Genomic DNA, 23,692 nt, shown 5'->3' on the forward strand with positions numbered 1-23,692 from the left:
TTAAAATGATGAATTTACAAGAAAATAAAACAGCGATTTTTGACAATGTTAGTAAATTAGCACTAAAAGCAGGTCGCGCTCCTGAATCAGTTCATATCGTAGCTGTAACAAAATATGTTAACTGTCAAACAACAGAAGCGCTTATTAGAACAGGTGTTAATCATATCGGTGAAAATCGTGTTGATAAATTTCTTGAAAAATATCAAGCATTAAAAGATGAAAAGCTTACATGGCATCTCATTGGTAGTTTACAACGTCGAAAAGTTAAAGATGTCATTAATTATGTTGATTATTTTCATGCTTTAGATTCTGTTAAGTTAGCAGCTGAGATTCAAAAACGTGCTCAAAAACCAGTTAAATGTTTTCTACAAGTTAATATATCACGAGAAGACAGTAAGCATGGTTTTACTATTGAGCAAATAGATGATGCACTGAACTTAATTTCTCGGTACGATAAAATTGAACTTATCGGCATCATGACTATGGCTCCCTTAAAAGCAACTAAAGAGGAAATATCATCAATTTTTGAAGAGACTGAGAGTCTTAGGAAAAGGCTTCAAGCTAGGAACATAGAACGAATGCCGTTTACAGAATTAAGCATGGGCATGAGTAGAGATTATGATATTGCTATTCAAAATGGATCAACATTTGTAAGGATAGGAACTTCATTCTTTAAATAATGGAGGGGAATATGGCATTAAAAGATAGATTTGACAAAATTATTTCTTATTTTGACACTGACGATGTAAGTGAAAATGAAGTACACGAAGTACAAGAGAGAACTTCAGTGCAAAGAGATTCCAGAGCAGCTACAGCACAGGAAGCTTCTCAGCGTAGTCATATGACTAACTCCGCAGAGGAAGAGATGATTGGTAGTCGTCCGAGAACTTCTACCTATAATCCTAATCGTCAGGAGAGACAAAGGGTACAGAGAGACAATGCTTATCAGCAAGCTACTCCTAGGATTCAAAATAAAGACTCAGTTCGACAACAGAGAGAACAAGTAACAATTGCTCTGAAGTATCCCCGTAAGTATGAGGATGCACAAGAAATTGTTGATTTACTTATCGTTAATGAATGTGTCTTGATTGATTTTCAATATATGCTTGATGCGCAAGCACGACGTTGCTTGGATTATATTGATGGTGCAAGTAGAGTATTATATGGTTCATTACAAAAGGTTGGGAGTTCAATGTTTCTATTAACACCAGCCAATGTTATGGTCGATATTGAGGAGATGAATATTCCAAAGACTGGTCAAGAGACGAGTTTTGATTTTGATATGAAGAGACGATAAATATGATATTAGTACTATTAATATTATTAAAAACAATTAGGGTCTATTCTTATATCTTACTAGCCTATGCCTTGTTATCTTGGCTTCCGGGAGCATACGATTCATGGATTGGTAGACTAGTGGTACAGATTGTTGATCCGATTATTCGCCCACTCAGAAGATTTAATCTACAATTTTTAGGTCTAGATTTTACAGTAATAGTAGCATTCTTTTTACTAAATATGTTGAGTAGATTTTTAATCTTGCTTTTTACATAAGATGACGTTAGATGATATTTATCAGCATTTTCGACCAGAAGAGTATGCGTTTATCAATAAAATAGACCATTTAGCTCAATATGTCGAAAACACCTATTCGTTTATTACCACTGAATTTCTAAATCCTAGGGAATTTAAAATACTCGAAAGTGTTCTAGAGAGGCGAGGTAGTCATTATTACACTTCTGGTCAGTATTTTCAAACAGAATATGTTAAAGTAATAATAGCACCGGAATACTATCAGTTAGATATGGTTGATTTTAACCTTAGCCTAATTGAAATAAAGTATAATGCTAAATTTAATCACCTTACCCATGCTAAAATTATGGGAACTTTACTGAATTATTTAGGTGTAAAACGATCAATTTTAGGGGATATCCTAGTTGAAGAAGGCTGTGCTCAGGTTTTGGTCGATAGTCAAATGACAAATCACCTTGTTCATTCAGTTACAAAAATTGGAACTGCTAGTGTACAATTAGCTGAAGTTTCCTTGTCCAAACTTCTAACTCCCAAACAAGATATTCAAAAACTAACTGTTATTGCTTCCAGTTTACGTCTTGATAAAATTTTAGCAACGATTTTAAAGATTTCACGAACACAGTCGACGAAATTGATTGAGGCAGATAAAGTCAAGGTCAATTATGCAATCGTCAATCGAGTTTCTGAACAATTAGTAGAGGGGGATTTGATTAGTGTTAGAGGATATGGTCGATTTACGTTGAACCATAACCTAGGGTTAACTAAAAATCAAAAATATAAGTTAGAAGTAGACAAAATGATACATAACTAAGGAGAAAACATGCCACTTACAGCACTTGAAATTAAAGATAAAACATTTTCATCAAAATTTCGCGGTTATAGCGAAGAAGAAGTTAATGAATTTTTAGAGATTGTTGTTGACGATTACGAAGACTTGATTAGACGTAATCGTGAGCAAGAGCAATACATTAAAGATTTAGAAGAGAAAATCGCTTACTTCAACGAAATGAAGGAATCGTTAAGTCAATCAGTTATTTTAGCTCAAGAAACTGCTGAACGTGTGAAAATTTCAGCACAGGATGAAGCATCTAACCTAATGGGGAAAGCTACATTTGATGCTCAACATTTAATTGATGAGGCTAAATTAAAAGCAAATCAAATCCTTCGTGATGCGACAGATGATGCTAAGCGTGTCGCTATAGAAACAGAAGATTTGAAACGTCAATCACGTGTTTTCCACCAACGCTTACTTTCTGAATTAGAAGGTCAGTTAAAATTAGCTAACTCATCTGCTTGGGAAGAATTGTTGAAACCAACAGCTATTTATCTTCAAAATTCTGATGCTTCTTTCAAAGAAGTTGTTGAAAAAGTTCTTGATGAAGATGATGCTTTACCAGTGGTGGATGACACTGAGTCATTTGATGCTACTCGTCAATTCTCACCAGATGAAATGGAAGAATTACAGCGTCGTGTTGAAGAAAGTAACAAACAACTTGAAGAGTCAGGTTTATTAGATACTAATAATTTCCAAATGGAAGAACCGATCAATTTAGGTGAAACTCAAACTTTTAAATTAAATATTGAAGATTAAGAAAAACAAGGTTTTAATATTATATTATCAGCGAGTAGGAGATGGTGAGAGCCCTACAATCCCTAATATTGAAATTATCATTTTCAATCATTCTACCTGAACTATTATTTAAGTAAGGTAGAAGGCTTAACCCACCTTACGGGTTGTTGAGGGAGTAAGAAATAGCTATTTTCTGCTCTGAATTAAGGTGGTACCACGAGCTTTCGTCCTTTATGTGATGAAAGCTTTTTTATTTAGCAATTTAAAAAATTGTGATAACTATTACTATGAGATAAGGAGTTAGTATGAAATTAAAAGAAACCTTGAATTTAGGACAAACAGCTTTTCCAATGCGTGCAGGGCTTCCAAATAAGGAACCTCAATGGCAAGAAGCATGGGATCAAGCTGATATTTATAAAAAACGTCAAGCATTGAATGAAGGAAAACCAGCCTTTCACCTTCATGACGGACCTCCCTATGCTAATGGGAATATTCATGTAGGACATGCACTAAATAAAATTTCTAAAGACATTATTGTACGTTCAAAATCAATGTCAGGTTTTCGAGCTCCTTATGTGCCTGGTTGGGATACTCATGGACTCCCAATTGAGCAAGTATTAGCTAAAAAAGGGGTTAAACGTAAAGAAATGGACTTGGCTGAATACCTTGAAATGTGTCGTGATTATGCTCTCAGCCAAGTTGACAAACAACGTGATGATTTTAAACGTCTGGGCGTTTCTGCTGATTGGGAAAATCCTTATATTACACTGACACCAGATTATGAAGCAGATCAAGTACGTGTTTTCGGTGCTATGGCAGATAAAGGATATATCTATCGTGGTGCTAAACCAGTGTATTGGTCATGGTCATCAGAGTCTGCCCTTGCTGAGGCTGAAATCGAATATCATGATATTGATTCGACATCACTCTACTATGCCAATAAAGTTAAAGATGGTAAGGGAATTCTTGATACAGATACCTATATCGTCGTTTGGACGACAACACCATTTACTGTAACAGCTTCACGCGGTTTAACAGTAGGACCAGATATGGAGTATGTTGTAGTTGCACCAGTAGGTAGTGAGCGTAAATACCTTCTTGCAGAGGTTCTTGTAGATAGTCTCGCTGCTAAGTTTGGCTGGGAAAACTTTGAAATTGTGACTCATCACACTGGTAAAGAACTTAATCACATTGTTACAGAACATCCATGGGATACAGAAGTAGAAGAGTTGGTTATCCTTGGAGACCATGTTACAACAGATTCTGGTACAGGTATTGTCCACACGGCTCCTGGTTTTGGTGAAGATGACTATAACGTTGGTATTGCTAATGGACTTGATGTTGTAGTTACCGTAGATAGTCGTGGTTTGATGATGGAAAATGCTGGTCCTGATTTTGAAGGTCAATTCTATGACAAAGTGACACCACTTGTAAAAGAAAAATTGGGAGATCTTCTTTTAGCCAGCGAAGTTATCAACCACTCATATCCATTTGACTGGCGTACGAAAAAGCCAATCATTTGGCGTGCGGTTCCACAATGGTTTGCCTCTGTTTCGAAATTCCGTCAAGAAATCCTCGATGAAATTGAAAAGACAAATTTCCAACCTGAGTGGGGTAAAAAACGTCTTTATAACATGATCCGTGACCGTGGCGACTGGGTAATCTCACGTCAACGTGCTTGGGGTGTTCCACTTCCAATTTTTTATGCAGAAGATGGTACAGCTATCATGACAAAAGAAGTGACTGATCACGTTGCAGATTTATTTGCTGAATACGGCTCAATCGTTTGGTGGCAACGTGATGCTAAGGACCTTCTACCAGCAGGTTATACTCATCCAGGTTCACCTAATGGTCTCTTTGAGAAAGAAACAGACATCATGGATGTTTGGTTTGATTCTGGTTCATCATGGAATGGAGTAATGAATGCTCGTGAAAACCTTTCCTATCCAGCAGATCTTTATCTTGAAGGTTCTGATCAATACCGTGGTTGGTTCAACTCATCACTAATTACATCAGTTGCTGTTAATGGTCACGCTCCATACAAAGCAGTCTTATCTCAAGGTTTTGTACTTGATGGTAAAGGTGAGAAAATGTCTAAATCTCTAGGAAATACAATTCTTCCGAGTGATGTTGAAAAACAATTTGGTGCGGAAATCTTGCGTCTGTGGGTAACTTCTGTTGATTCAAGTAATGATGTTCGTATTTCAATGGATATCTTAAAACAAACATCAGAAACTTATCGTAAGATCAGAAATACATTGCGTTTCTTGATTGCAAATACTTCCGATTTTAATCCTAAACAAGATGCAGTAGCCTATGAAAATTTAGGTGCCGTTGATCGTTATATGACTATTAAATTTAATCAAGTTGTGGATACAATCAACAAAGCTTATGCTGCTTATGATTTTATGGCAATTTATAAAGCTGTCGTTAACTTCGTAACAGTTGATCTATCAGCATTTTACCTTGATTTTGCAAAAGATGTGGTTTACATTGAAGCGGCTAACAGTCCAGAACGACGTCGTATGCAAACTGTTTTCTACGATATTTTAGTTAAACTTACAAAACTTTTGACTCCGATTCTACCACATACTGCTGAAGAAATTTGGTCATACCTTGAACATGAGGAGGAGGAATTTGTTCAATTAGCAGAAATGCCTGTTGCACAGACATTCTCTGGTCAAGAAGAAATTCTTGAAGAGTGGTCAGCATTCATGACGTTACGAACACAAGCTCAAAAAGCTCTCGAAGAAGCACGTAACGCTAAAGTCATTGGTAAATCTCTAGAAGCACATTTAACAATTTATGCTAGTCAAGAAGTGAAAACGTTATTAACAGCGTTAAATAGCGATATTGCACTCTTGATGATTGTCTCACAATTAACAATTGCTGATGAAGCAGACAAACCAGCTGACTCAGTATCATTTGAAGGTGTTGCATTTACTGTTGAACACGCTGAAGGTGAAGTCTGCGAACGCTCACGCCGTATTGATCCAACCACAAGGATGCGTTCGTATGGTGTAGCTGTTTGTGATGCTAGTGCAGCAATTATTGAGCAATATTATCCTGAAGCAGTAGCTCAAGGTTTTGAAGCTTAATAAAAATTATTTAATGCTATATTTGTTTAGTAGTCATCAAAAAAGAAGCCTTGATTAGGCTTCTTTTAATTATGCTGTTGTTGGATATGAAATTTCAATTAACTTGGCAGTATGGAGTGATTTCATCTGCTCTTGAATAATAATAGATTGATCTATTTTACGCTTTAAGAAGAACTCACGAATAGCTTCTAATTCTTCATCTTTGATAGCACGATATTTGTTTGAAATTAATAATTCATAATGTTTAGGTGCTGTTGTAAAAACGACATCGGTGTTGCCAGCTGAATAGACTTCCACTAATTTTGCATCTGTATTTTGGAGTTGATTTCGAACTAGTTCAGGATGACTACTGGTTGTATTAATTAGTCTCATAACTATTTTCCCCCTGATTCTTATTAGGTTTATTATAACACTATTTAGGAAGAAAGGTATGAATTATTTCCTAGAATGGTGATTTTTTTCCCAAGCTTGGACACCCCATCTATGGCTTCCTCGTTTTAGCTTTTCTTTAGCTTCTTGGATAGGAAACCAGGCTAGATGGTTGAAATCTTCTAGTGGCGCTTGCTCCTTATGATAGGCAGTAACTTCATAAATATAGGCGGGATTATAGTAGTAAGTATCACGGTGTCTAGAGTAAAAATATTCATCAGCTTGACCATAGTAATGGCCAATTGTTGCAGAATAACCTAATTCTTCAATTAACTCACGAGTTAAAGCTTCTAGGTGATTTTCATTTTCTTCAATTTCCCCACCTGGAAGAAACCAAGCACCATTAGGTGCCTGTACTAAAATAATTTTATCATGAGTTGGATTTGGAATAATAGCATAGACACCAAATCGTGACCTATAGTCTACATTATCTATTTTTTCACCGAAAGTAGGATTAGTCATAGTTCTCTCTCCTGATTGTGTTTTATGATTTTAAAAGCTTTAATTATTTTTTATTTATTATACTAAAATTTTTGGAATATTTCCTTAATAATTGTATTAAAATTTAAAGACGAGATAGGAGAGAAACAGCTTTATAGAGGCTATTATTTTTTGAGAAGAGTGTGAAAAAAGGTTGAGTTTCTTACTCAACCTTTTGTACTTTCCTCAGTTTTTTTAGAAGATTTTATTATGATATTTCCATTGCTAGTCATAATAGCACGAAGTTCTTTTTCGCTTGGATTCTCAAGATAGTAATCTGTGATAGCATCTTCAATATGTTCTTGAATGGTACGACGTAATGGACGTGCTCCCATTTTGGGATCGTAACCTAAATCAACCAATTTTTCTTTCACTTTATCAGTGACATCTAGATGAATACCATTGATGGCGAGACGTGCATTAACGTCAGATAACATAATATCAACGATATTGAGGAGATTCTCTTTATCTAAAGCCTTGAATTCAATAATACCGTCAAAGCGGTTCATAAATTCAGGGCTGAAGAAGTTACCTAGTTGACCTAGTACGGAATTCGTCCTACCTTCTCGTGAGGCACCAAAGCCAACACTTGCTTCAGTTTTACCAGAACCAGCATTTGAGGTCATGATGATAATGGTATCTTTAAAACTAACAGTTCTTCCTTGTCCATCTGTTAATCGACCGTCATCAAGGACCTGCAAGAACATATGCATGACATCGGGATGAGCTTTTTCAATTTCATCTAGAAGGATGAGCGAGTAAGGATTTCGACGAACCTTTTCAGTTAGTTGTCCAGCTTCCTCGTATCCCACGTATCCTGGAGGCGCTCCGACTAATTTAGCAACAGCATGCTTTTCCATGTACTCTGACATATCAAAACGAATCATACTATCAGCTGAACCAAAGAGCTCAATTGCTAGTTGTTTAGAAAGTTCAGTTTTACCAACACCGGTTGGTCCTACAAATAAAAAGGAACCAATAGGACGGTTTGGGCTACCAAGACCAACTCGATTACGACGAATAGCTTTTGCAATCTTAATGACAGCGTCATCCTGGCCGATCACATGCTGTTTCAAGTCATCTGCGAGATTAATTAATTGAGATTGTTCTTTTTCTTTTAAATCACCAACAGGGATATTCGTTTTTTCTTCAATGATGTGCTCAATTGTTTTTTCGGTAATAATAGGTGTATCTTGATCGTCGACCTTTTGTTGCTGCATTTCTTTATATTTTGCAATCTGGTCACGGAAGTAAGCTGCACGTTCGTAATCTTCTTCACGAGTCGCTTGCGCTTTTAAATTTTCTGCTTCAATGAGACGTTGATCAATTTCTTTTGGATCAACAAAATTTAGTGTTAGGTTCATTTTAGAACCAGCTTCATCTAATAAGTCTATTGCTTTATCAGGTAAAAAGCGGTCTTGGATATAACGATTAGATAGTACTGCAGCTGCTTCTATGGCATCATTATTATATTTTACGTGATGATAATCTTCGTATTTTTTTTGGATACCTTTCAAAATAGTAATGGTTTCTTCAACAGAAGGTTCATCGACTTTTACAGGTTGCATACGGCGTTCTAAGGCAGCGTCCTTTTCGATAATACGATATTCATTGAGAGTAGTGGCACCTACTAGTTGTAATTCTCCACGTGCAAGGGCAGGTTTTAAAATATTACCTGCATCCATACTACCTTCGCCAGCTGTACCAGCTCCAACTATTTCGTGAATTTCATCTATGAATAGAATAACATCTTGACGTTGACGAATTTCTTCCATCAACTTTTGCATGCGTTCTTCAAATTGACCACGAATGCCCGTTCCTTGTACTAGACTCACAACATCCAAACGAATAACTTGTTTGCCTTGAAGTTTATGAGGCACATTACCATCAACAATTTTCTGAGCAAGTCCTTCAACAACGGCAGTTTTCCCTACGCCGGGTTCGCCAATAAGTACAGGATTATTTTTTGTACGACGATTAAGGATTTCGATAACACGAATAATTTCTGAGTCACGTCCAATAACAGGGTCAATATCACCATGGCGGGCTATTTCAGTGACATTGATACCAAATTCTTCTAGAATCCCTTTGGCTTGAGGAGGAGTTGCAGTTTGGTTGCGATTATTATTTCGTCCATTACCGTTTCCTCCACCTCGGTTTCCTCCTGCTTGTGTAGGAGGAGTGTTTGGTAAATCTTGGCCATTAAAGGCTCTGAAATTATTTAAATCTCCAAAGAAATCATCAAAGAAAGGATTGATGCCACCAGGCGCATGTGAAACATGATTTAAACCTGAAAAAAGTGGATTATTAGGGTCAGTTTTAATAATTTGGTAGCAATTTTGACAAAGATCAACTTGCTTTTGTTTTCCATTAACATTTGTATACAAATGAATAGTTGATTCGTTTAGTTTGCAGTTTTGACAGAGCATAGGCTACCCCTTTCTTATGACATTTAACTATTGATGTGTATATAGTCAAATATAGTCAAACTTTATGCTTTTATTATAGCACCTAAAGCATAGAAATCAAGAAAAAAGTTCTGTTTTTAGCACTGAATATATTAGAGTGCTAAATTGAAAAATAGATGACTACTGAGAAAAATCGTTATTTGCGGATTTTAGACGATAAAATCGTTAAAAAGTTAGTAAAAATGTTGCTTTTCATGTTGCTTTGGTCACTTTTGTGTTAAAATAGAAAAGACTAGAAAATATATAGGAGTAAGTAAGATGGAATCACATTTAGTGAGAATCATCAATCGCCTCGAATTAATGGCGACTGATGGTGGTAATTTAAAACGTAATTTTGAACGTGAAGGTGTTGTTGTAGCAGAAGTATCTTTTAGTAATGACCCTGAAAACGGTCCTGTTTTCACATTACGTGATGTAGAAGCGCGTGAATCATATTCATTTGACAGCATTGACCTTATCGCAATGGAAATTTACGATTTATTATACTGATAATTATAAAAGACCTTGAAGGTCTTTTTTTATATCTAAATATACATTAAAATAGAATAAAAACAAAAATATTTATTTAAACTTGTATTTTTATTCTTTGTGTGATAGACTATTGGCAATTACTTTTTTAGGAGATGTCAATGAATTTTTCATTTTTACCACAATATTGGTCCTATTTTAATTATGGTGTGATGGTAACCATTATGATTTCAACATGTGTTGTTTTTTTTGGAACTATTATAGGCGTGTTAATTGCTTTAGTAAAGCGTACTAATTTACATTTTCTCACAATATTAGCTAATTTCTATGTATGGGTATTTCGTGGGACACCGATGGTAGTTCAAATTATGATTGCTTTCGCATGGATGCATTTTAACAATTTACCAACAATTAGCTTTGGTGTTTTAGATTTAGATTTTACACGACTTTTACCTGGTATCATTATCATTTCCTTAAATAGTGGTGCCTATATTTCGGAAATTGTACGTGCAGGGATTGAGGCTGTACCATCTGGACAAATAGAAGCAGCTTACTCGTTGGGGATTCGACCTAAAAATACACTTCGCTATGTTATCTTACCCCAAGCTTTTAAAAATATTTTACCTGCTCTAGGGAATGAATTTATTACAATTATTAAAGATAGTGCTCTCCTTCAAACTATTGGTGTCATGGAATTATGGAACGGAGCACAATCAGTTGTAACGGCTACTTACTCACCAGTTGCACCGTTATTATTTGCAGCATTTTACTATTTAATGTTGACAACGATTCTCTCAGCTTTGTTAAAACAAATGGAGAAATATCTTGGGAAAGGGGTAAAAATAGATGGTTGAGCCAATTATTTCAATACAAGGACTTCATAAAAGTTTTGGGAAAAATGAGGTTTTAAAAGGCATTGACTTGGATATTCATCAAGGAGAAGTGGTGGTTATTATTGGCCCTTCTGGCTCTGGTAAGTCAACATTTTTAAGAACAATGAATCTCTTGGAAGTACCAACAAAGGGAACAGTGACTTTTGAAGGGATTGATATAACAGACAAAAAGAATGATATTTTTAAAATGCGCGAAAAAATGGGCATGGTTTTTCAACAGTTCAATCTATTTCCCAATATGACTGTACTAGAAAATATTACTTTATCACCTATTAAGACAAAGGGACTTTCTAAGCTTGATGCTCAGACAAAAGCATACGAGCTACTTGAAAAAGTTGGACTCAAAGAGAAGGCTAATGCTTATCCAGCAAGCTTATCTGGAGGACAACAACAACGGATTGCTATTGCAAGAGGTCTTGCAATGAATCCTGATGTCCTTCTTTTTGATGAACCTACTTCAGCTCTTGATCCTGAAATGGTAGGTGAAGTCTTGACTGTTATGCAAGATTTAGCTAAATCTGGTATGACGATGGTTATTGTCACTCATGAAATGGGTTTTGCACGTGAAGTAGCGGATCGTGTCATTTTTATGGATGCAGGGATTATTGTTGAGCAAGGGACCCCTAAGAAAGTATTTGAGCAGACAAAAGAAATCCGCACAAGAGACTTCTTAAGTAAAGTATTATAATTTCATTGTCTAAAACAACTTGTTTTAGACTTTTATTATTCCATTGTTATGAGTAAATTGTTACTGTATTGTTTGGAAGTTGGTAAGTCTATATATAATGTAGATTAAGAATGATAGGGTGATGAAAAAAATTTAGATGCTTTAAATATATTAAGTGTAGTTAATTTATAAAATAAGTTGACTTTATAAGGTTAATTTGATACTATTCAGTTAGCTCCTGAAGAACTAAAATCTCTTATCATGGAGCTGATTTTTACCATTTTGGTCTTAGAATAGGATGTCTCATATGAATTATAAAGAGATTTATCAAGAGTGGTTAGAAAACGACTCACTCGGTAAAGATATTAAGTCAGATTTAGAAGCTATTAAAGGAGATGAATCTGAAATTCAGGATCGTTTTTACAAAACATTAGAATTTGGAACGGCGGGATTGAGAGGTAAACTTGGAGCAGGAACCAATCGTATGAATACTTATATGGTGGGGAAAGCAGCACAAGCATTAGCTAATACGATTATTGATCATGGCCCTGAAGCTATTGCACGTGGAATTGCAGTTAGTTATGATGTCCGTTATCAATCTAAGGAATTTGCAGAATTAACTTGTTCCATTATGGCAGCAAATGGTATTAAGTCTTATATTTATAAAGGGATTCGCCCAACACCAATGTGCTCATATGCTATTCGTGCTCTAGGATGTGTTTCGGGTGTGATGGTTACTGCTAGTCATAATCCTCAAGCTTATAATGGTTATAAGGCATATTGGAAAGAAGGATCTCAGATTTTAGATGATATTGCTGACCAAATTGCCAATCATATGGATGCTATAACCGATTATCAGCAAATTAAGCAAATACCCTTTGAAGAGGCTCTGGCAAGTGGTTTGGCAAGTTATATTGATGAGAGTATTGAAGAAGCATATAAAAAAGAAGTGCTTGGTTTAACTATTAATGATACTAACATTGATAAGTCAGTCCGAGTAGTTTATACTCCTTTAAATGGCGTAGGAAATTTACCTGTGCGCGAAGTTTTAAGACGCCGTGGTTTTGAAAATATTTATGTAGTACCTGAGCAGGAAATGCCCGATCCTGATTTTACAACAGTTGGCTATCCAAACCCTGAAGTTCCTAAAGCATTTGCCTATTCAGAATCTCTAGGAAAGTCAGTTGATGCAGATGTCTTACTTGCCACAGATCCAGATTGTGACCGAGTAGCATTGGAAGTCAAAGATAGTAAGGGAGAATATATTTTCTTAAATGGTAATAAGATAGGGGCACTTCTTTCCTATTATATTTTTTCACAACGATGTGCCTTAGGGAATTTGCCACATCATCCTGTATTGGTAAAATCCATTGTAACTGGTGATCTATCAAAAGTTATTGCAGATAAATATAATATTGAAACTGTTGAAACTTTAACAGGATTTAAAAATATTTGTGGAAAAGCTAATGAATATGATATCTCAAAGGATAAAACTTATCTCTTTGGCTATGAAGAAAGTATTGGTTTTTGCTATGGCACTTTTGTACGTGATAAAGATGCTGTGAGTGCTTCAATGATGGTAGTAGAAATGACTGCCTATTATAAAGAACGAGGGCAAACACTTTTAGACGTTTTGCAAACCATTTACGATGAATTTGGCTATTACAACGAGCGCCAATTTTCTCTTGAGTTAGAGGGTGCTGAGGGGCAAGAACGTATTAGTCGTATTATGGAGGATTTTAGACAGAACCCAATATTACAAGTAGGTGAGATGACATTGGAGAATTCTATTGATTTCAAGGATGGTTATAAGGATTTTCCAAAGCAAAATTGTTTAAAATATTATTTTAATGAGGGTTCATGGTATGCTTTAAGGCCGTCAGGGACAGAACCTAAGATAAAATGTTACCTTTATACGATTGGTTGTACAGAAGCAGATAGTTTATCGAAACTTAATGCAATTGAGTCGGCTTGTCGTGCTAAAATGAATAGTACTAAATAAGTCATATGTAAAAAGGCGATGAGGGATTCATTGCCTTTTCTATTGATTAAAATTGATACAAAATGAATAGCGATATAAAATAGCATAATCGCTATTTTTTGATATAATATAGAAAAAACGGATGAAGAAGGAGTATCAATGACTGAATTAATAGATGGTAAAGCCTTATCACAAAAAATGCAGGCTGAGTTAGGGCGAAAAGTTGAAAGGTTAAAGGAACAGCATGGTATCATACCTGGTTTAGCTGTAATCCTTGTTGGGGATAATCCAGCTAGCCAAGTGTACGTTCGAAATAAAGAACGCTCTGCATTAGAAGCTGGTTTTAAAAGTGAGACTTTACGATTATCTGAATCCATTTCTCAAGAAGAACTGATTGATATTATCCATCAATACAATGAAGATAAAAGTATCCATGGTATTTTAGTTCAACTTCCGTTACCACAACATATTAACGATAAAAAAATTATTTTAGCAATAGATCCTAAGAAAGATGTTGATGGTTTCCACCCAATGAATACGGGTCATCTTTGGTCAGGACGACCGATGATGGTACCTTGTACGCCAGCTGGTATTATGGAGATGTTTAGAGAGTACCATGTGGATTTAGAGGGAAAACATGCTGTTATCATCGGAAGGTCCAATATTGTTGGTAAGCCAATGGCACAACTTCTCCTTGATAAAAACGCAACAGTTACTTTGACACATTCAAGAACTCGAAACCTTTCTGAGGTAACAAAGGAGGCTGATATCCTTATTGTTGCGATTGGTCAGGGGCACTTTGTTACAAAAGACTTCGTTAAAGAAGGTGCTGTTGTGATTGATGTTGGTATGAATCGCGATGAAAATGGTAAATTGATTGGAGACGTTGTATTTGAACAAGTGGCAGAAGTTGCTAGTATGATAACACCTGTTCCTGGGGGCGTAGGACCTATGACGATTACAATGCTTTTGGAACAAACTTATCAAGCAGCTCTTAGAAGTGTGAGTCTATGATTGTTGGTGAACAAGAAGCGAGGGCGTTAATTAAGCCACGCCCTAAATCAAGCCATAAAGGTGATTATGGTAGTGTTCTTCTGATAGGAGGTTTTTATCCCTATGGAGGTGCTATTATAATGGCAGCTTTGGCCTGTGTCAAAACTGGTGCAGGATTAGTTACTGTAGCAACCCAAAGTTGCAATATCCCCTCTTTGCATAGTCAACTACCAGAGGTAATGGCGTTTGATAGTGATGATTACAAATGGTTGGAAAAATCAATTGTTCAAAGTGATGTTATTGTAATTGGTCCTGGATTAGGAGTATCAGAATCATCTCGAAAAATTTTGAACCGGACCATGGAGAAGATTCAATCACATCAAAGTGTCATCATTGACGGATCAGCCTTGACTCTGTTATCAGAAGGTGCGTTTCCGCAAACAAAGGCTAAGAATTTAGTGTTGACACCTCATCAAAAAGAATGGGAGCGATTGTCAGGTATTGCTGTATCGCAACAGACAAAAGAAAATACCCAAACCGCTCTTAAATCTTTTCCCAAAGGGACGATCTTAGTCGCTAAGAGTTCGCATACGCGTATTTTTCAAGATTTAGACGAAAAAGAAATTATAGTAGGAGGTCCTTACCAGGCGACTGGAGGGATGGGGGATACTTTGTGTGGTATGATTGCAGGTATGTTAGCGCAATTTAAAGAAGCCTCTCCTCTAGATAAGGTATCAGTGGGAGTTTATCTACATTCGGCAATTGCTCAAGAATTATCTAAAGAAGCCTACGTTGTTCTACCGACAACGATTAGTGATGAGATTCCAAAAGAAATGGCTAGACTATCTAAATAAAAAATAAGTAGAGAGGTGTTAGCATGACACTTCTTTTGCTTTATCGAGCTATTTGTAGAGCAAATAGGTATTTTTTAAGTTTTTTTGGTATAATGAAGTTAATAAAACTCTCATGAGGAGGTGCTATGTCAGACTATTTATCCGTGTCGACACTGACTAAGTATTTAAAATTAAAATTTGACAAAGACCCTTATTTAGAGAGGGTTTATTTAACTGGGCAAGTGTCTAATTTTCGTCGTCGCCCAAACCATCAATACTTCTCTTTAAAAGATGATAAATCAGTCATTCAGGCGACAATGTGGTCAGGTCAATTCAAAAAACTGGGTTTTGAATTAGAGGAAGGGATGAAGGTTAATGTAGTTGGCCGTGTTCAACTTTATGAACCAAGCGGCTCCTACTCTATTATTGTTGAAAAAGCAGAACCGGATGGTATAGGAGCTCTTGCTATCCAATTTGAACAACTAAAGAAGAAACTCTCTCAAGCAGGTTACTTTGATGATCGTCATAAGCAATTACTTCCTCAATTTGTTAGAAAAATAGGAGTTGTGACTAGTCCAAGTGGAGCTGTTATTCGGGATATTATTACAACAGTATCTCGTCGATTCCCAGGAGTGGAAATATTACTTTTCCCCACAAAAGTTCAAGGAGAGGGCGCAGCTCAGGAGATAGCACAAACTATTGCTTTAGCTAACGAGAAAAAGGATTTGGATCTATTAATTGTTGGCCGTGGGGGAGGTTCTATTGAGGACTTATGGGCATTTAATGAAGAATGTGTTGTAGAAGCTATTTTTGAATCTCGTCTTCCCGTTATTTCTAGTGTCGGACATGAAACTGATACAACTTTAGCAGATTTTGTAGCCGATCGCAGAGCAGCAACTCCAACTGCAGCAGCTGAGCTTGCTACAACGGTTACTAAAATTGATATCTTGTCTTGGATTACTGAACGTGAAAATAGAATGTATCAGTCTAGCCTTCGTCTTATCAGGACAAAAGAGGAGAGGTTGCAAAAATCAAAGCAATCAGTTATTTTTAGGCAACCAGAGCGTCTATATGATGGTTTCCTTCAAAAATTAGATAACCTAAATCAGCAGTTAACATATTCTATGCGTGATAAACTACAAACAGTAAGACAAAAGCAAGGTTTGCTTCATCAAAAACTGCAAGGCATAGATTTAAAACAGCGGCTTCATACTTACCAAGAGCGTGTTGTGCAAAGTAGACGACTATTATCAAGTACAATGACTAGTCAGTATGACAGCAAGCTAGCACGTTTTGAAAAGGCTCAAGATGCGCTTATATCATTGGATAGTTCTAGAATTGTAGCGCGTGGTTACGCTATTATCGAAAAAAACCATACTTTAGTATCTACTACTAATGGAATAAATGAAGGAGATCATTTGCAAGTTAAGATGCAAGATGGTCTTTTAGAAGTTGAGGTGAAGGATGTCAGACAAGAAAACATTTGAAGAAAATTTGCAGGAATTAGAGACAATTGTCTCACGTTTAGAAACAGGTGATGTTGCCTTAGAAGATGCCATTGCTGAATTTCAAAAAGGAATGCTTATTTCAAAAGAGTTACAAAAAACTTTAAAAGAAGCTGAAGAGACGCTTGTAAAAGTGATGCAAGCTGACGGAACGGAAGTAGAAATGGATACTTGATGGTTACTATTGAAAAAATTGATGAAGCTATTCATCGTCATTACAAACAGACACATAGTGTCGTTTCTCCTGATTTAATTAAGGCTATCCTCTACTCAGTTGATGGAGGTGGGAAACGTATTCGTCCACGCATCCTTTTAGAAATTTTAGAGGGATTTGGAGTTGAACTAATAGATGGTCATTATGATGTGGCTGCTGCTTTGGAGATGATTCACACTGGCTCTTTAATTCATGATGATTTACCGGCGATGGATAATGATGATTTTCGTCGTGGCCGCTTAACAAACCATAAAAAGTTTGATGAAGCTACAGCGGTTTTAGCTGGAGATTCCCTTTTTTTAGACCCATTTGATTTAGTTGTAAAAGCTGGTTTTAAAGCTGATGTTACTGTTAGGTTAATAGAGTTATTGTCTATGTCTGCGGGTAGTTTTGGCATGGTTGGTGGACAAATGTTAGATATGAAGGGAGAAAACAAAGTTTTATCTATTGACGATTTAAGCTTGATTCATATTAATAAAACGGGACGCCTGTTAGCTTATCCCTTTGTTGCAGCAGGTATTTTAGCTGAGAAGTCGGAAGAAGTAAAAGGAAAACTGCATCAAGCTGGCCTTTTAATCGGTCATGCTTTTCAAGTACGTGATGATATTTTAGATGTGACTGCTAGTTTTGAAGAATTGGGTAAGACACCAAATAAAGACATTGTAGCAGAAAAGACAACTTATCCAAATTTATTGGGTTTGGATAAGTCACAGGAAATACTTGACGATACTTTGAAAAAAGCTCAGGCAATTTTTCAAAATCTAGAGAAAAAAGCTAACTTTAATGCTAGAAAAATAATAGATATAATAGAGGGATTACGGTTGAATGGCTAAAGAGAGGGTAGATGTTCTTGCCTATAAACAGGGACTTTTTGATACACGAGAGCAAGCGAAACGTGGTGTTATGGCAGGACTGGTGATTAACGTTATCAATGGAGAACGTTATGATAAACCAGGCGAAAAGGTTGCAGACGATACTGAATTAAAACTAAAAGGTGAAAAACTAAAATATGTTAGTAGAGGTGGATTGAAATTAGAAAAAGCTTTACAAGTTTTTGAAATTTCAGTTGCAGATAAGCTAACTATAGATATTGGCGCCTCTACGGGTGGTTTTACTGATGTTATGCTACAATCAGGAGCGCGTTTAGTTTACGCAGTAGATGTAGGAACAAATCAATTAGTTTGGAAGTTACGTCAGGATCATCGTGTTCGTTCTATGGAACAATATAATTTTAGGTATGCCCAAAAAGAAGATTTCAAGGAGGGACTGCCTGAATTTGCATCGATAGATGTCTCATTTATCTCTCTTAATTTGATTTTACCAGCTCTAAAAGAAATTTTAGTGGATGGTGGACAAGTAGTGGCATTAATTAAACCACAATTTGAAGCAGGTCGTGAGCAAATTGGTAAAAATGGTATTGTCAAAGACAAGTTGGTTCATGAAAAGGTTTTGACAACAGTGACCAATTTCACGAAAGATTATGGATATACGGTTAAACATCTTGATTTTTCGCCCGTTCAAGGTGGACATGGAAATATTGAGTTTTTAATGCATTTGCAAAAGTGTCAAGATCCACAAAATCTTGTGCTTGACCAAATACAAGATGTTATAGAAAAAGCACATAAGGAATTTAAGAAAAATGAAGAAGAGTGAACGTTTAAATTTAATTAAGCAAATTGTTCTTAACCATGCTGTTGAAACACAACATGAGTTGTTACGCAGATTGGAAGCTTATGGGGTAACTCTAACTCAAGCAACTATTTCACGTGATATGAATGAAATTGGCATTATAAAAGTGCCATCAGCAAAAGGTCGCTATATTTACGGTTTGTCAAATGAAAACGACCCTATCTTTACAACTGCTGTGGCAAAGCCTATTAAAACAAGTATTTTATCAATATCAGATAAGCTACTAGGTTTAGAGCAATTTATCAATATTAATGTCATACCAGGTAACAGTCAATTAATTAAAACCTTCATAATGTCACATTGTCAAGAACATATTTTTAGTTTGACAGCTGACGATAATAGTCTCCTTTTGATTGCAAAATCAGAAGCAGATGCTGATCACATTCGTCAATCAATGATTGCAATGTTGGAGAAAAAAGATTAGTAGAGGACCTTATGCTTTTAGAAATTTCTATTAAGAATTTCGCTATTATCGAAGAAATTTCACTTAATTTTGAAACAGGAATGACTGTTTTAACTGGTGAGACTGGTGCAGGGAAATCTATCATTATTGATGCTATGAATATGATGTTAGGAGCCCGTGCTAGTGTTGAAGTGATTCGCCATGGTGCTAACAAAGCAGAAATTGAAGGATTTTTCTCTATTGAAAAAAATCAATCATTAGTCCAATTATTGGAAGAAAATGGCATTGAATTAGCAGATGAATTAATTATTCGCCGAGAAATCTTTCAAAATGGGCGCAGCGTTAGTCGAATTAATGGGCAAATGGTGAATTTGTCAACACTAAAAGCTGTGGGGCATTATTTGGTAGACATTCATGGTCAGCATGACCAAGAGGAACTAATGAAACCTAACATGCACATTCTGATGTTAGATGAATTTGGTAATACAGAATTTAATGTCATAAAAGAGCGTTATCAAAGTCTTTTTGATGCTTATCGTCAGCTTCGTAAACGTGTATTGGATAAGCAAAAAAATGAACAAGAGAATAAATCACGTATTGAAATGCTAGAATTTCAAATAGCAGAAATTGAGTCTGTAGCCCTTAAATCAGATGAAGACCAAACGCTACTCAAGCAACGTGATAAATTAATGAATCATAAGAATATTGCAGATACTTTGACAAATGCATATCTTATGTTAGATAACGAAGAGTTTTCAAGTTTATCGAATGTTCGTTCTGCAATGAATGACCTTATGGCTTTAGAAGAATTTGATCGAGAATATAAAGATCTTTCCACCAATCTTTCAGAAGCTTACTACGTTATTGAAGAAGTTACTAAACGTTTAGGTGACGTTATCGATGATTTAGATTTTGACGCTGGTTTACTACAAGAAATTGAAAATAGACTAGATGTTATTAACACAATAACGCGAAAATATGGCGGTGATGTGAATGATGTTTTAGACTATTTTGATAACATTACTAAAGAATATAGTCTATTGACAGGTAGTGAAGAGTCCTCAGATGCTTTAGAAAAAGAATTAAAGATTTTAGAACACGATTTGATTGAATCAGCAAATCAATTAAGTTTAGAGCGTCATAAGCTAGCTAAACAATTGGAAAATGAAATCAAACAAGAATTAACAGAGCTTTATATGGAGAAAGCTGATTTCCAAGTTCAATTTACAAAAGGAAAATTTAATAAAGAAGGGAACGAAATCGTTGAATTTTATATTTCAACGAATCCCGGAGAGGGCTTTAAGCCATTGGTAAAAGTGGCTTCAGGAGGAGAGTTATCTCGATTGATGTTAGCTATTAAATCTGCTTTTTCACGTAAGGAAGATAAAACTTCCATTGTATTTGATGAGGTGGATACAGGAGTTTCTGGTCGCGTGGCCCAGGCTATTGCTCAAAAAATTCACAAGATTGGTAGTCATGGACAAGTTTTAGCAATTTCTCATTTAGCTCAGGTTATTGCAATAGCGGATTACCAATATTTTATTGAAAAAATTTCCAGTGACTCTTCAACAGTTTCAACGGTAAGGCTTTTAAGCTATGAAGAACGTGTAGAAGAAATCGCTAAAATGTTGGCAGGAAACAATGTAACTGATACTGCACGTACTCAAGCTAAAGAATTACTTGGTAGTTAGCTTTGGTAACGTCTTTAAAAAGCTAACATTGTTAGGAGAAATTAATGTTGATACACTTAAATTTTGTTATAATAAGGGTATTGAAATATTAAAGTATAGAATAGGATAGGATATGAGTAAAATCAAAATTGTAACGGATTCTTCCATTACCATTGAACCAGAACTTATTAAAGAGCTTGACATTACAGTTGTTCCCTTGTCAGTTATGATAGATGGTACCTTGTATTCAGACAATGACTTAAAAGCACAAGGGGAATTCTTGAACCTAATGCGTGGAAGTAAGGAATTGCCAAAAACAAGTCAACCACCTGTAGGTGTTTTTGCAGAAATTTATGAAAAATTAATGAATGAAGGTGCGGAACATATCATTGCAATTCATTTAACGCATACACTATCAGGAACTATTGAAGCATCACGCCAGGGAGCTAATATTGCTGGTGCAGATGTTACAGTTATTGATTCTACTTTTACAGACCAGTGTCAAAAATTCCAGGTTGTAGAAGCCGCGAAATTAGCTAAAGAGGGAGCTGATTTAGATACAATTTTGGCTCGTGTGGAAGAAGTACGCCAGAAGTCAGAATTATTTATTGGCGTATCGACCCTTGAAAATTTAGTAAAAGGTGGTCGTATTGGACGTGTAACAGGTCTCCTAAGTTCATTGCTTAACATAAAAGTAATTATGGAGCTAACAAACCATGAATTAGTACCGATTGTTAAAGGTCGCGGTCTAAAGACCTTCAGCAAATGGTTAGATAATTTTGTTGAAAGTGCCCAAACACGAAAAATTGCTGAAATTGGCATCTCCTACTGTGGTAAAGCTGATATGGCTAATAACTTTAAAGAAAAACTAGCTGTTCTAGGTGCTCCTATATCCGTATTAGAAACTGGCTCAATCATCCAAACTCATACTGGTGAGGATGCATTTGCTGTTATGGTTCGTTATGAATAAGAAAAAAATACTTACCGGACTTTCTTTTTTTCTGGTAAGTCTTCTTTTATCTTTTGGGATTTTTTCCTTGATCATTCCAAAATCAAATCCTAAATTAACAAAAAAAGACTTCCTAACAAAGAAAGTTATCCCACTTAACTATGTTGCTCTTGGAGATTCTCTGACCGAAGGTGTGGGGGATACAACCTCTCAAGGTGGTTTTGTCCCACTGCTATCAGAATCACTCCATAATCGATACTCTTACCAAGTGACTTCTGTTAATTATGGTGTGTCTGGGAATACTAGTCAACAAATTTTAAAACGTATGACGACAGATCCTCAAATCGAAAAAGATTTAGAGAAAGCTGATTTATTGACGCTAACTGTTGGTGGTAATGATGTCTTGGCTGTTATTCGTAAAGAGCTCAGTCATTTATCACTAAATTCCTTTGAGAAACCAGCAGAAGCATATAAGGAACGTTTGAAAGAAATTCTTGCAAAAGCAAGACAAGATAATCCTAAATTGCCTATTTATGTTTTAGGCATTTATAATCCTTTTTACCTAAACTTTCCACAATTAACTAAAATGCAAACCGTTATTGATAATTGGAATAAAGCTACAAAAGAAGTAGTTGATGCTTCAGAAAATGTTTATTTTGTCCCAATTAATGACCGCCTTTATAAGGGAATAAATGGTAAAGAGGGTATTACAGAGTCATCAAATAGTCAGGCAAGTATCACTAATGATGCTCTCTTTACTGGAGACCATTTTCATCCCAATAATATTGGCTATCAAATCATGTCTAACGCCGTTATGGAGAAAATAAATGAAACAAGAAAAAACTGGCCGTAATTTAAATTTTTGGAAATGGGCATTTCTCTTATTGTTGGCAATTAACCTTTCCTTCACAGCAGTGATTGCAAGTCGTTTAATTCAAGTACGTGAGCCTAATACAGGAAAAATTTCGACTGGGGTACAAGATAAAGTAAAAGTAGGTACTTTTACGACCAATAAGTCGCAACTGAATAAGACAATTGCACTTTATTTAAAACAATATCAAACTAAGAAGATGAATTATAAGATTTATGCTGCTTCATCTTCTATACTATTTGAAGGCTCTTATCAATTATTAGGTTATGAAGTGCCTTTATACATCTATTTTGAACCTTATCGTTTAACAAATGGCGCTGTTCAACTTAAAGTGACCTCATTTTCAGTAGGAACTCTTCCGCTTCCAGAAAAAGATGTGTTACAATATATAAAATCATCTTATAAATTGCCAAACTTTGTAGATATAAAACCTAAAAAATCGGTTATTAATATTAATTTGCAAGATTTAAAAAATAAAGAAGGTATTTATTTGAAAGCGACTGCAATTGATTTAGTAAACGATAATTTTAGTTTCGATATTTTTAAGAAAAAGCCCTAAAATGACGTTAAATACTTGACCTTAAGCCTTTTTTTAGATATCATATAATCTGTTAAAACTTATGTTGTATAAGTTTAGAATTTATTTGGAGGATTTGTTAACATGGCTAACAAACAAGATTTAATTGCAAAAGTAGCAGAAGCTACAGAATTAACTAAAAAAGATTCAGCAGCAGCAGTAGATGCAGTTTTTGCAGCTGTAGCAGATTACCTTGCTGAAGGTGAAAAAGTACAATTAATCGGTTTTGGTAACTTTGAAGTTCGTGAACGTGCAGCTCGTAAAGGTCGTAACCCACAAACTGGTGCAGAAATCGAAATTGCAGCATCAAAAGTTCCAGCATTTAAAGCTGGTAAAGCTCTTAAAGACGCTGTTAAATAATTCGTCTAGAAAAACCTTGTCATATCAATGTTTATTGATAG

The 23,692-nt window shown here is 35.6% G+C and carries 25 protein-coding genes; 22 read left to right on the forward strand and 3 right to left on the reverse strand.

Annotation, left to right across the window (positions count from 1 at the left end; genetic code table 11):
- The first annotated feature begins 5 nt into the window (after positions 1 to 5).
- The 6 genes from A6J68_RS04035 to ileS all read left to right on the forward strand — a co-directional run bounded on the left by A6J68_RS04035 (position 6) and on the right by ileS (position 6,201).
- On the forward strand, positions 6 to 680 hold the full coding sequence (locus A6J68_RS04035; protein WP_000981488.1) for a YggS family pyridoxal phosphate-dependent enzyme: 675 nt from the start codon (positions 6 to 8) through the stop codon (positions 678 to 680).
- A gap of 11 nt (positions 681 to 691) precedes the next feature.
- Positions 692 to 1,297 carry a cell division protein SepF gene (locus A6J68_RS04040; RefSeq protein ID WP_001185362.1) on the forward strand — a complete coding sequence of 202 codons (606 nt, stop codon included), beginning with the start codon at positions 692 to 694 and terminating at the stop codon, positions 1,295 to 1,297.
- Positions 1,298 to 1,299: 2 nt separating this feature from the next.
- Positions 1,300 to 1,554: a YggT family protein gene (locus A6J68_RS04045; RefSeq protein WP_000604718.1), complete on the forward strand. Its 255-nt coding sequence runs from the start codon at positions 1,300 to 1,302 to the stop codon at positions 1,552 to 1,554.
- A gap of 1 nt (position 1,555) precedes the next feature.
- Complete coding sequence (locus A6J68_RS04050; RefSeq protein WP_105253161.1) at positions 1,556 to 2,344, forward strand: RNA-binding protein; 789 nt, start codon at positions 1,556 to 1,558, stop codon at positions 2,342 to 2,344.
- 9 nt (positions 2,345 to 2,353) lie between these two features.
- Positions 2,354 to 3,124, forward strand: coding sequence for a DivIVA domain-containing protein (locus A6J68_RS04055; RefSeq protein WP_001131467.1), 771 nt, complete (start codon positions 2,354 to 2,356; stop codon positions 3,122 to 3,124).
- A 284-nt stretch (positions 3,125 to 3,408) separates the two neighbouring features.
- Positions 3,409 to 6,201, forward strand: a complete 2,793-nt coding sequence (ileS, locus tag A6J68_RS04060; RefSeq protein WP_000768156.1) for an isoleucine--tRNA ligase — start codon at positions 3,409 to 3,411, stop codon at positions 6,199 to 6,201.
- Between the two features lie 69 nt (positions 6,202 to 6,270).
- On the opposite strand, the gene A6J68_RS04065 is transcribed toward ileS, so the two are convergent.
- From A6J68_RS04065 to A6J68_RS04075, 3 genes are all read right to left on the reverse strand, one after another.
- A complete protein-coding gene (locus tag A6J68_RS04065; protein ID WP_001237037.1) occupies positions 6,271 to 6,573 on the reverse strand; it encodes a DUF1827 family protein in 303 nt (100 codons plus the stop codon).
- A gap of 63 nt (positions 6,574 to 6,636) precedes the next feature.
- Positions 6,637 to 7,092: an NUDIX hydrolase gene (locus A6J68_RS04070; RefSeq protein ID WP_000184290.1), complete on the reverse strand. Its 456-nt coding sequence runs from the start codon at positions 7,090 to 7,092 to the stop codon at positions 6,637 to 6,639.
- Between the two features lie 185 nt (positions 7,093 to 7,277).
- Positions 7,278 to 9,539 carry an ATP-dependent Clp protease ATP-binding subunit gene (locus A6J68_RS04075; protein WP_000882544.1) on the reverse strand — a complete coding sequence of 754 codons (2,262 nt, stop codon included), beginning with the start codon at positions 9,537 to 9,539 and terminating at the stop codon, positions 7,278 to 7,280.
- A gap of 297 nt (positions 9,540 to 9,836) precedes the next feature.
- Here A6J68_RS04075 and A6J68_RS04085 point away from each other — a divergent pair, with 297 nt between their 5' ends.
- The 16 genes from A6J68_RS04085 (at position 9,837) to A6J68_RS04160 (ending at position 23,651) form a co-directional block, all read left to right on the forward strand.
- Entirely contained in the window at positions 9,837 to 10,067 is a 231-nt protein-coding gene (locus A6J68_RS04085) for a DUF1797 family protein (protein ID WP_000443582.1), read from the forward strand.
- A 140-nt stretch (positions 10,068 to 10,207) separates the two neighbouring features.
- Positions 10,208 to 10,900 carry an amino acid ABC transporter permease gene (locus A6J68_RS04090; protein WP_001011647.1) on the forward strand — a complete coding sequence of 231 codons (693 nt, stop codon included), beginning with the start codon at positions 10,208 to 10,210 and terminating at the stop codon, positions 10,898 to 10,900.
- On the forward strand, positions 10,893 to 11,627 hold the full coding sequence (locus tag A6J68_RS04095; RefSeq protein ID WP_000230129.1) for an amino acid ABC transporter ATP-binding protein: 735 nt from the start codon (positions 10,893 to 10,895) through the stop codon (positions 11,625 to 11,627). The genes A6J68_RS04090 and A6J68_RS04095 overlap by 8 nt, the downstream gene beginning before the upstream one ends.
- Before the next feature lie 286 nt (positions 11,628 to 11,913).
- Entirely contained in the window at positions 11,914 to 13,608 is a 1,695-nt protein-coding gene (locus A6J68_RS04100; protein WP_001106849.1) for a phospho-sugar mutase, read from the forward strand.
- A gap of 138 nt (positions 13,609 to 13,746) precedes the next feature.
- A complete protein-coding gene (locus A6J68_RS04105; protein ID WP_000137498.1) occupies positions 13,747 to 14,601 on the forward strand; it encodes a bifunctional methylenetetrahydrofolate dehydrogenase/methenyltetrahydrofolate cyclohydrolase in 855 nt (284 codons plus the stop codon).
- A complete protein-coding gene (locus A6J68_RS04110; protein ID WP_000634982.1) occupies positions 14,598 to 15,434 on the forward strand; it encodes an NAD(P)H-hydrate dehydratase in 837 nt (278 codons plus the stop codon). The genes A6J68_RS04105 and A6J68_RS04110 overlap by 4 nt, the downstream gene beginning before the upstream one ends.
- A gap of 125 nt (positions 15,435 to 15,559) precedes the next feature.
- A complete protein-coding gene (xseA, locus tag A6J68_RS04115; protein WP_001286946.1) occupies positions 15,560 to 16,900 on the forward strand; it encodes an exodeoxyribonuclease VII large subunit in 1,341 nt (446 codons plus the stop codon).
- Positions 16,878 to 17,093 carry an exodeoxyribonuclease VII small subunit gene (locus tag A6J68_RS04120; RefSeq protein WP_001280898.1) on the forward strand — a complete coding sequence of 72 codons (216 nt, stop codon included), beginning with the start codon at positions 16,878 to 16,880 and terminating at the stop codon, positions 17,091 to 17,093. Before xseA ends, A6J68_RS04120 begins: the two co-directional genes overlap by 23 nt.
- Positions 17,093 to 17,965 carry a polyprenyl synthetase family protein gene (locus A6J68_RS04125; RefSeq protein WP_000256277.1) on the forward strand — a complete coding sequence of 291 codons (873 nt, stop codon included), beginning with the start codon at positions 17,093 to 17,095 and terminating at the stop codon, positions 17,963 to 17,965. Before A6J68_RS04120 ends, A6J68_RS04125 begins: the two co-directional genes overlap by 1 nt.
- The gene (locus A6J68_RS04130; protein ID WP_001041038.1) at positions 17,958 to 18,785 is read left to right on the forward strand and encodes a TlyA family RNA methyltransferase; all 828 of its coding nucleotides are present in this window, start codon (positions 17,958 to 17,960) and stop codon (positions 18,783 to 18,785) included. The genes A6J68_RS04125 and A6J68_RS04130 overlap by 8 nt, the downstream gene beginning before the upstream one ends.
- Complete coding sequence (locus A6J68_RS04135; RefSeq protein ID WP_000747940.1) at positions 18,772 to 19,245, forward strand: arginine repressor; 474 nt, start codon at positions 18,772 to 18,774, stop codon at positions 19,243 to 19,245. Before A6J68_RS04130 ends, A6J68_RS04135 begins: the two co-directional genes overlap by 14 nt.
- A gap of 11 nt (positions 19,246 to 19,256) precedes the next feature.
- Positions 19,257 to 20,915, forward strand: a complete 1,659-nt coding sequence (recN, locus tag A6J68_RS04140) for a DNA repair protein RecN (protein WP_000923611.1) — start codon at positions 19,257 to 19,259, stop codon at positions 20,913 to 20,915.
- A gap of 112 nt (positions 20,916 to 21,027) precedes the next feature.
- Positions 21,028 to 21,864 (forward strand): DegV family protein, encoded by an 837-nt coding sequence (locus A6J68_RS04145; protein WP_000034835.1) that lies wholly within the window; start codon positions 21,028 to 21,030, stop codon positions 21,862 to 21,864.
- Positions 21,857 to 22,696: an SGNH/GDSL hydrolase family protein gene (locus tag A6J68_RS04150; protein WP_001035227.1), complete on the forward strand. Its 840-nt coding sequence runs from the start codon at positions 21,857 to 21,859 to the stop codon at positions 22,694 to 22,696. The genes A6J68_RS04145 and A6J68_RS04150 overlap by 8 nt, the downstream gene beginning before the upstream one ends.
- Positions 22,671 to 23,273 (forward strand): YpmS family protein, encoded by a 603-nt coding sequence (locus tag A6J68_RS04155; protein ID WP_000806954.1) that lies wholly within the window; start codon positions 22,671 to 22,673, stop codon positions 23,271 to 23,273. Before A6J68_RS04150 ends, A6J68_RS04155 begins: the two co-directional genes overlap by 26 nt.
- 102 nt (positions 23,274 to 23,375) lie before the next feature.
- On the forward strand, positions 23,376 to 23,651 hold the full coding sequence (locus tag A6J68_RS04160; RefSeq protein ID WP_001284634.1) for an HU family DNA-binding protein: 276 nt from the start codon (positions 23,376 to 23,378) through the stop codon (positions 23,649 to 23,651).
- The last annotated feature ends 41 nt before the right edge of the window (positions 23,652 to 23,692 follow it).

This window comes from Streptococcus sp. 'group B' (assembly GCF_002073795.1).
Classification (GTDB): Bacteria; Bacillota; Bacilli; order Lactobacillales; family Streptococcaceae; genus Streptococcus; species Streptococcus agalactiae.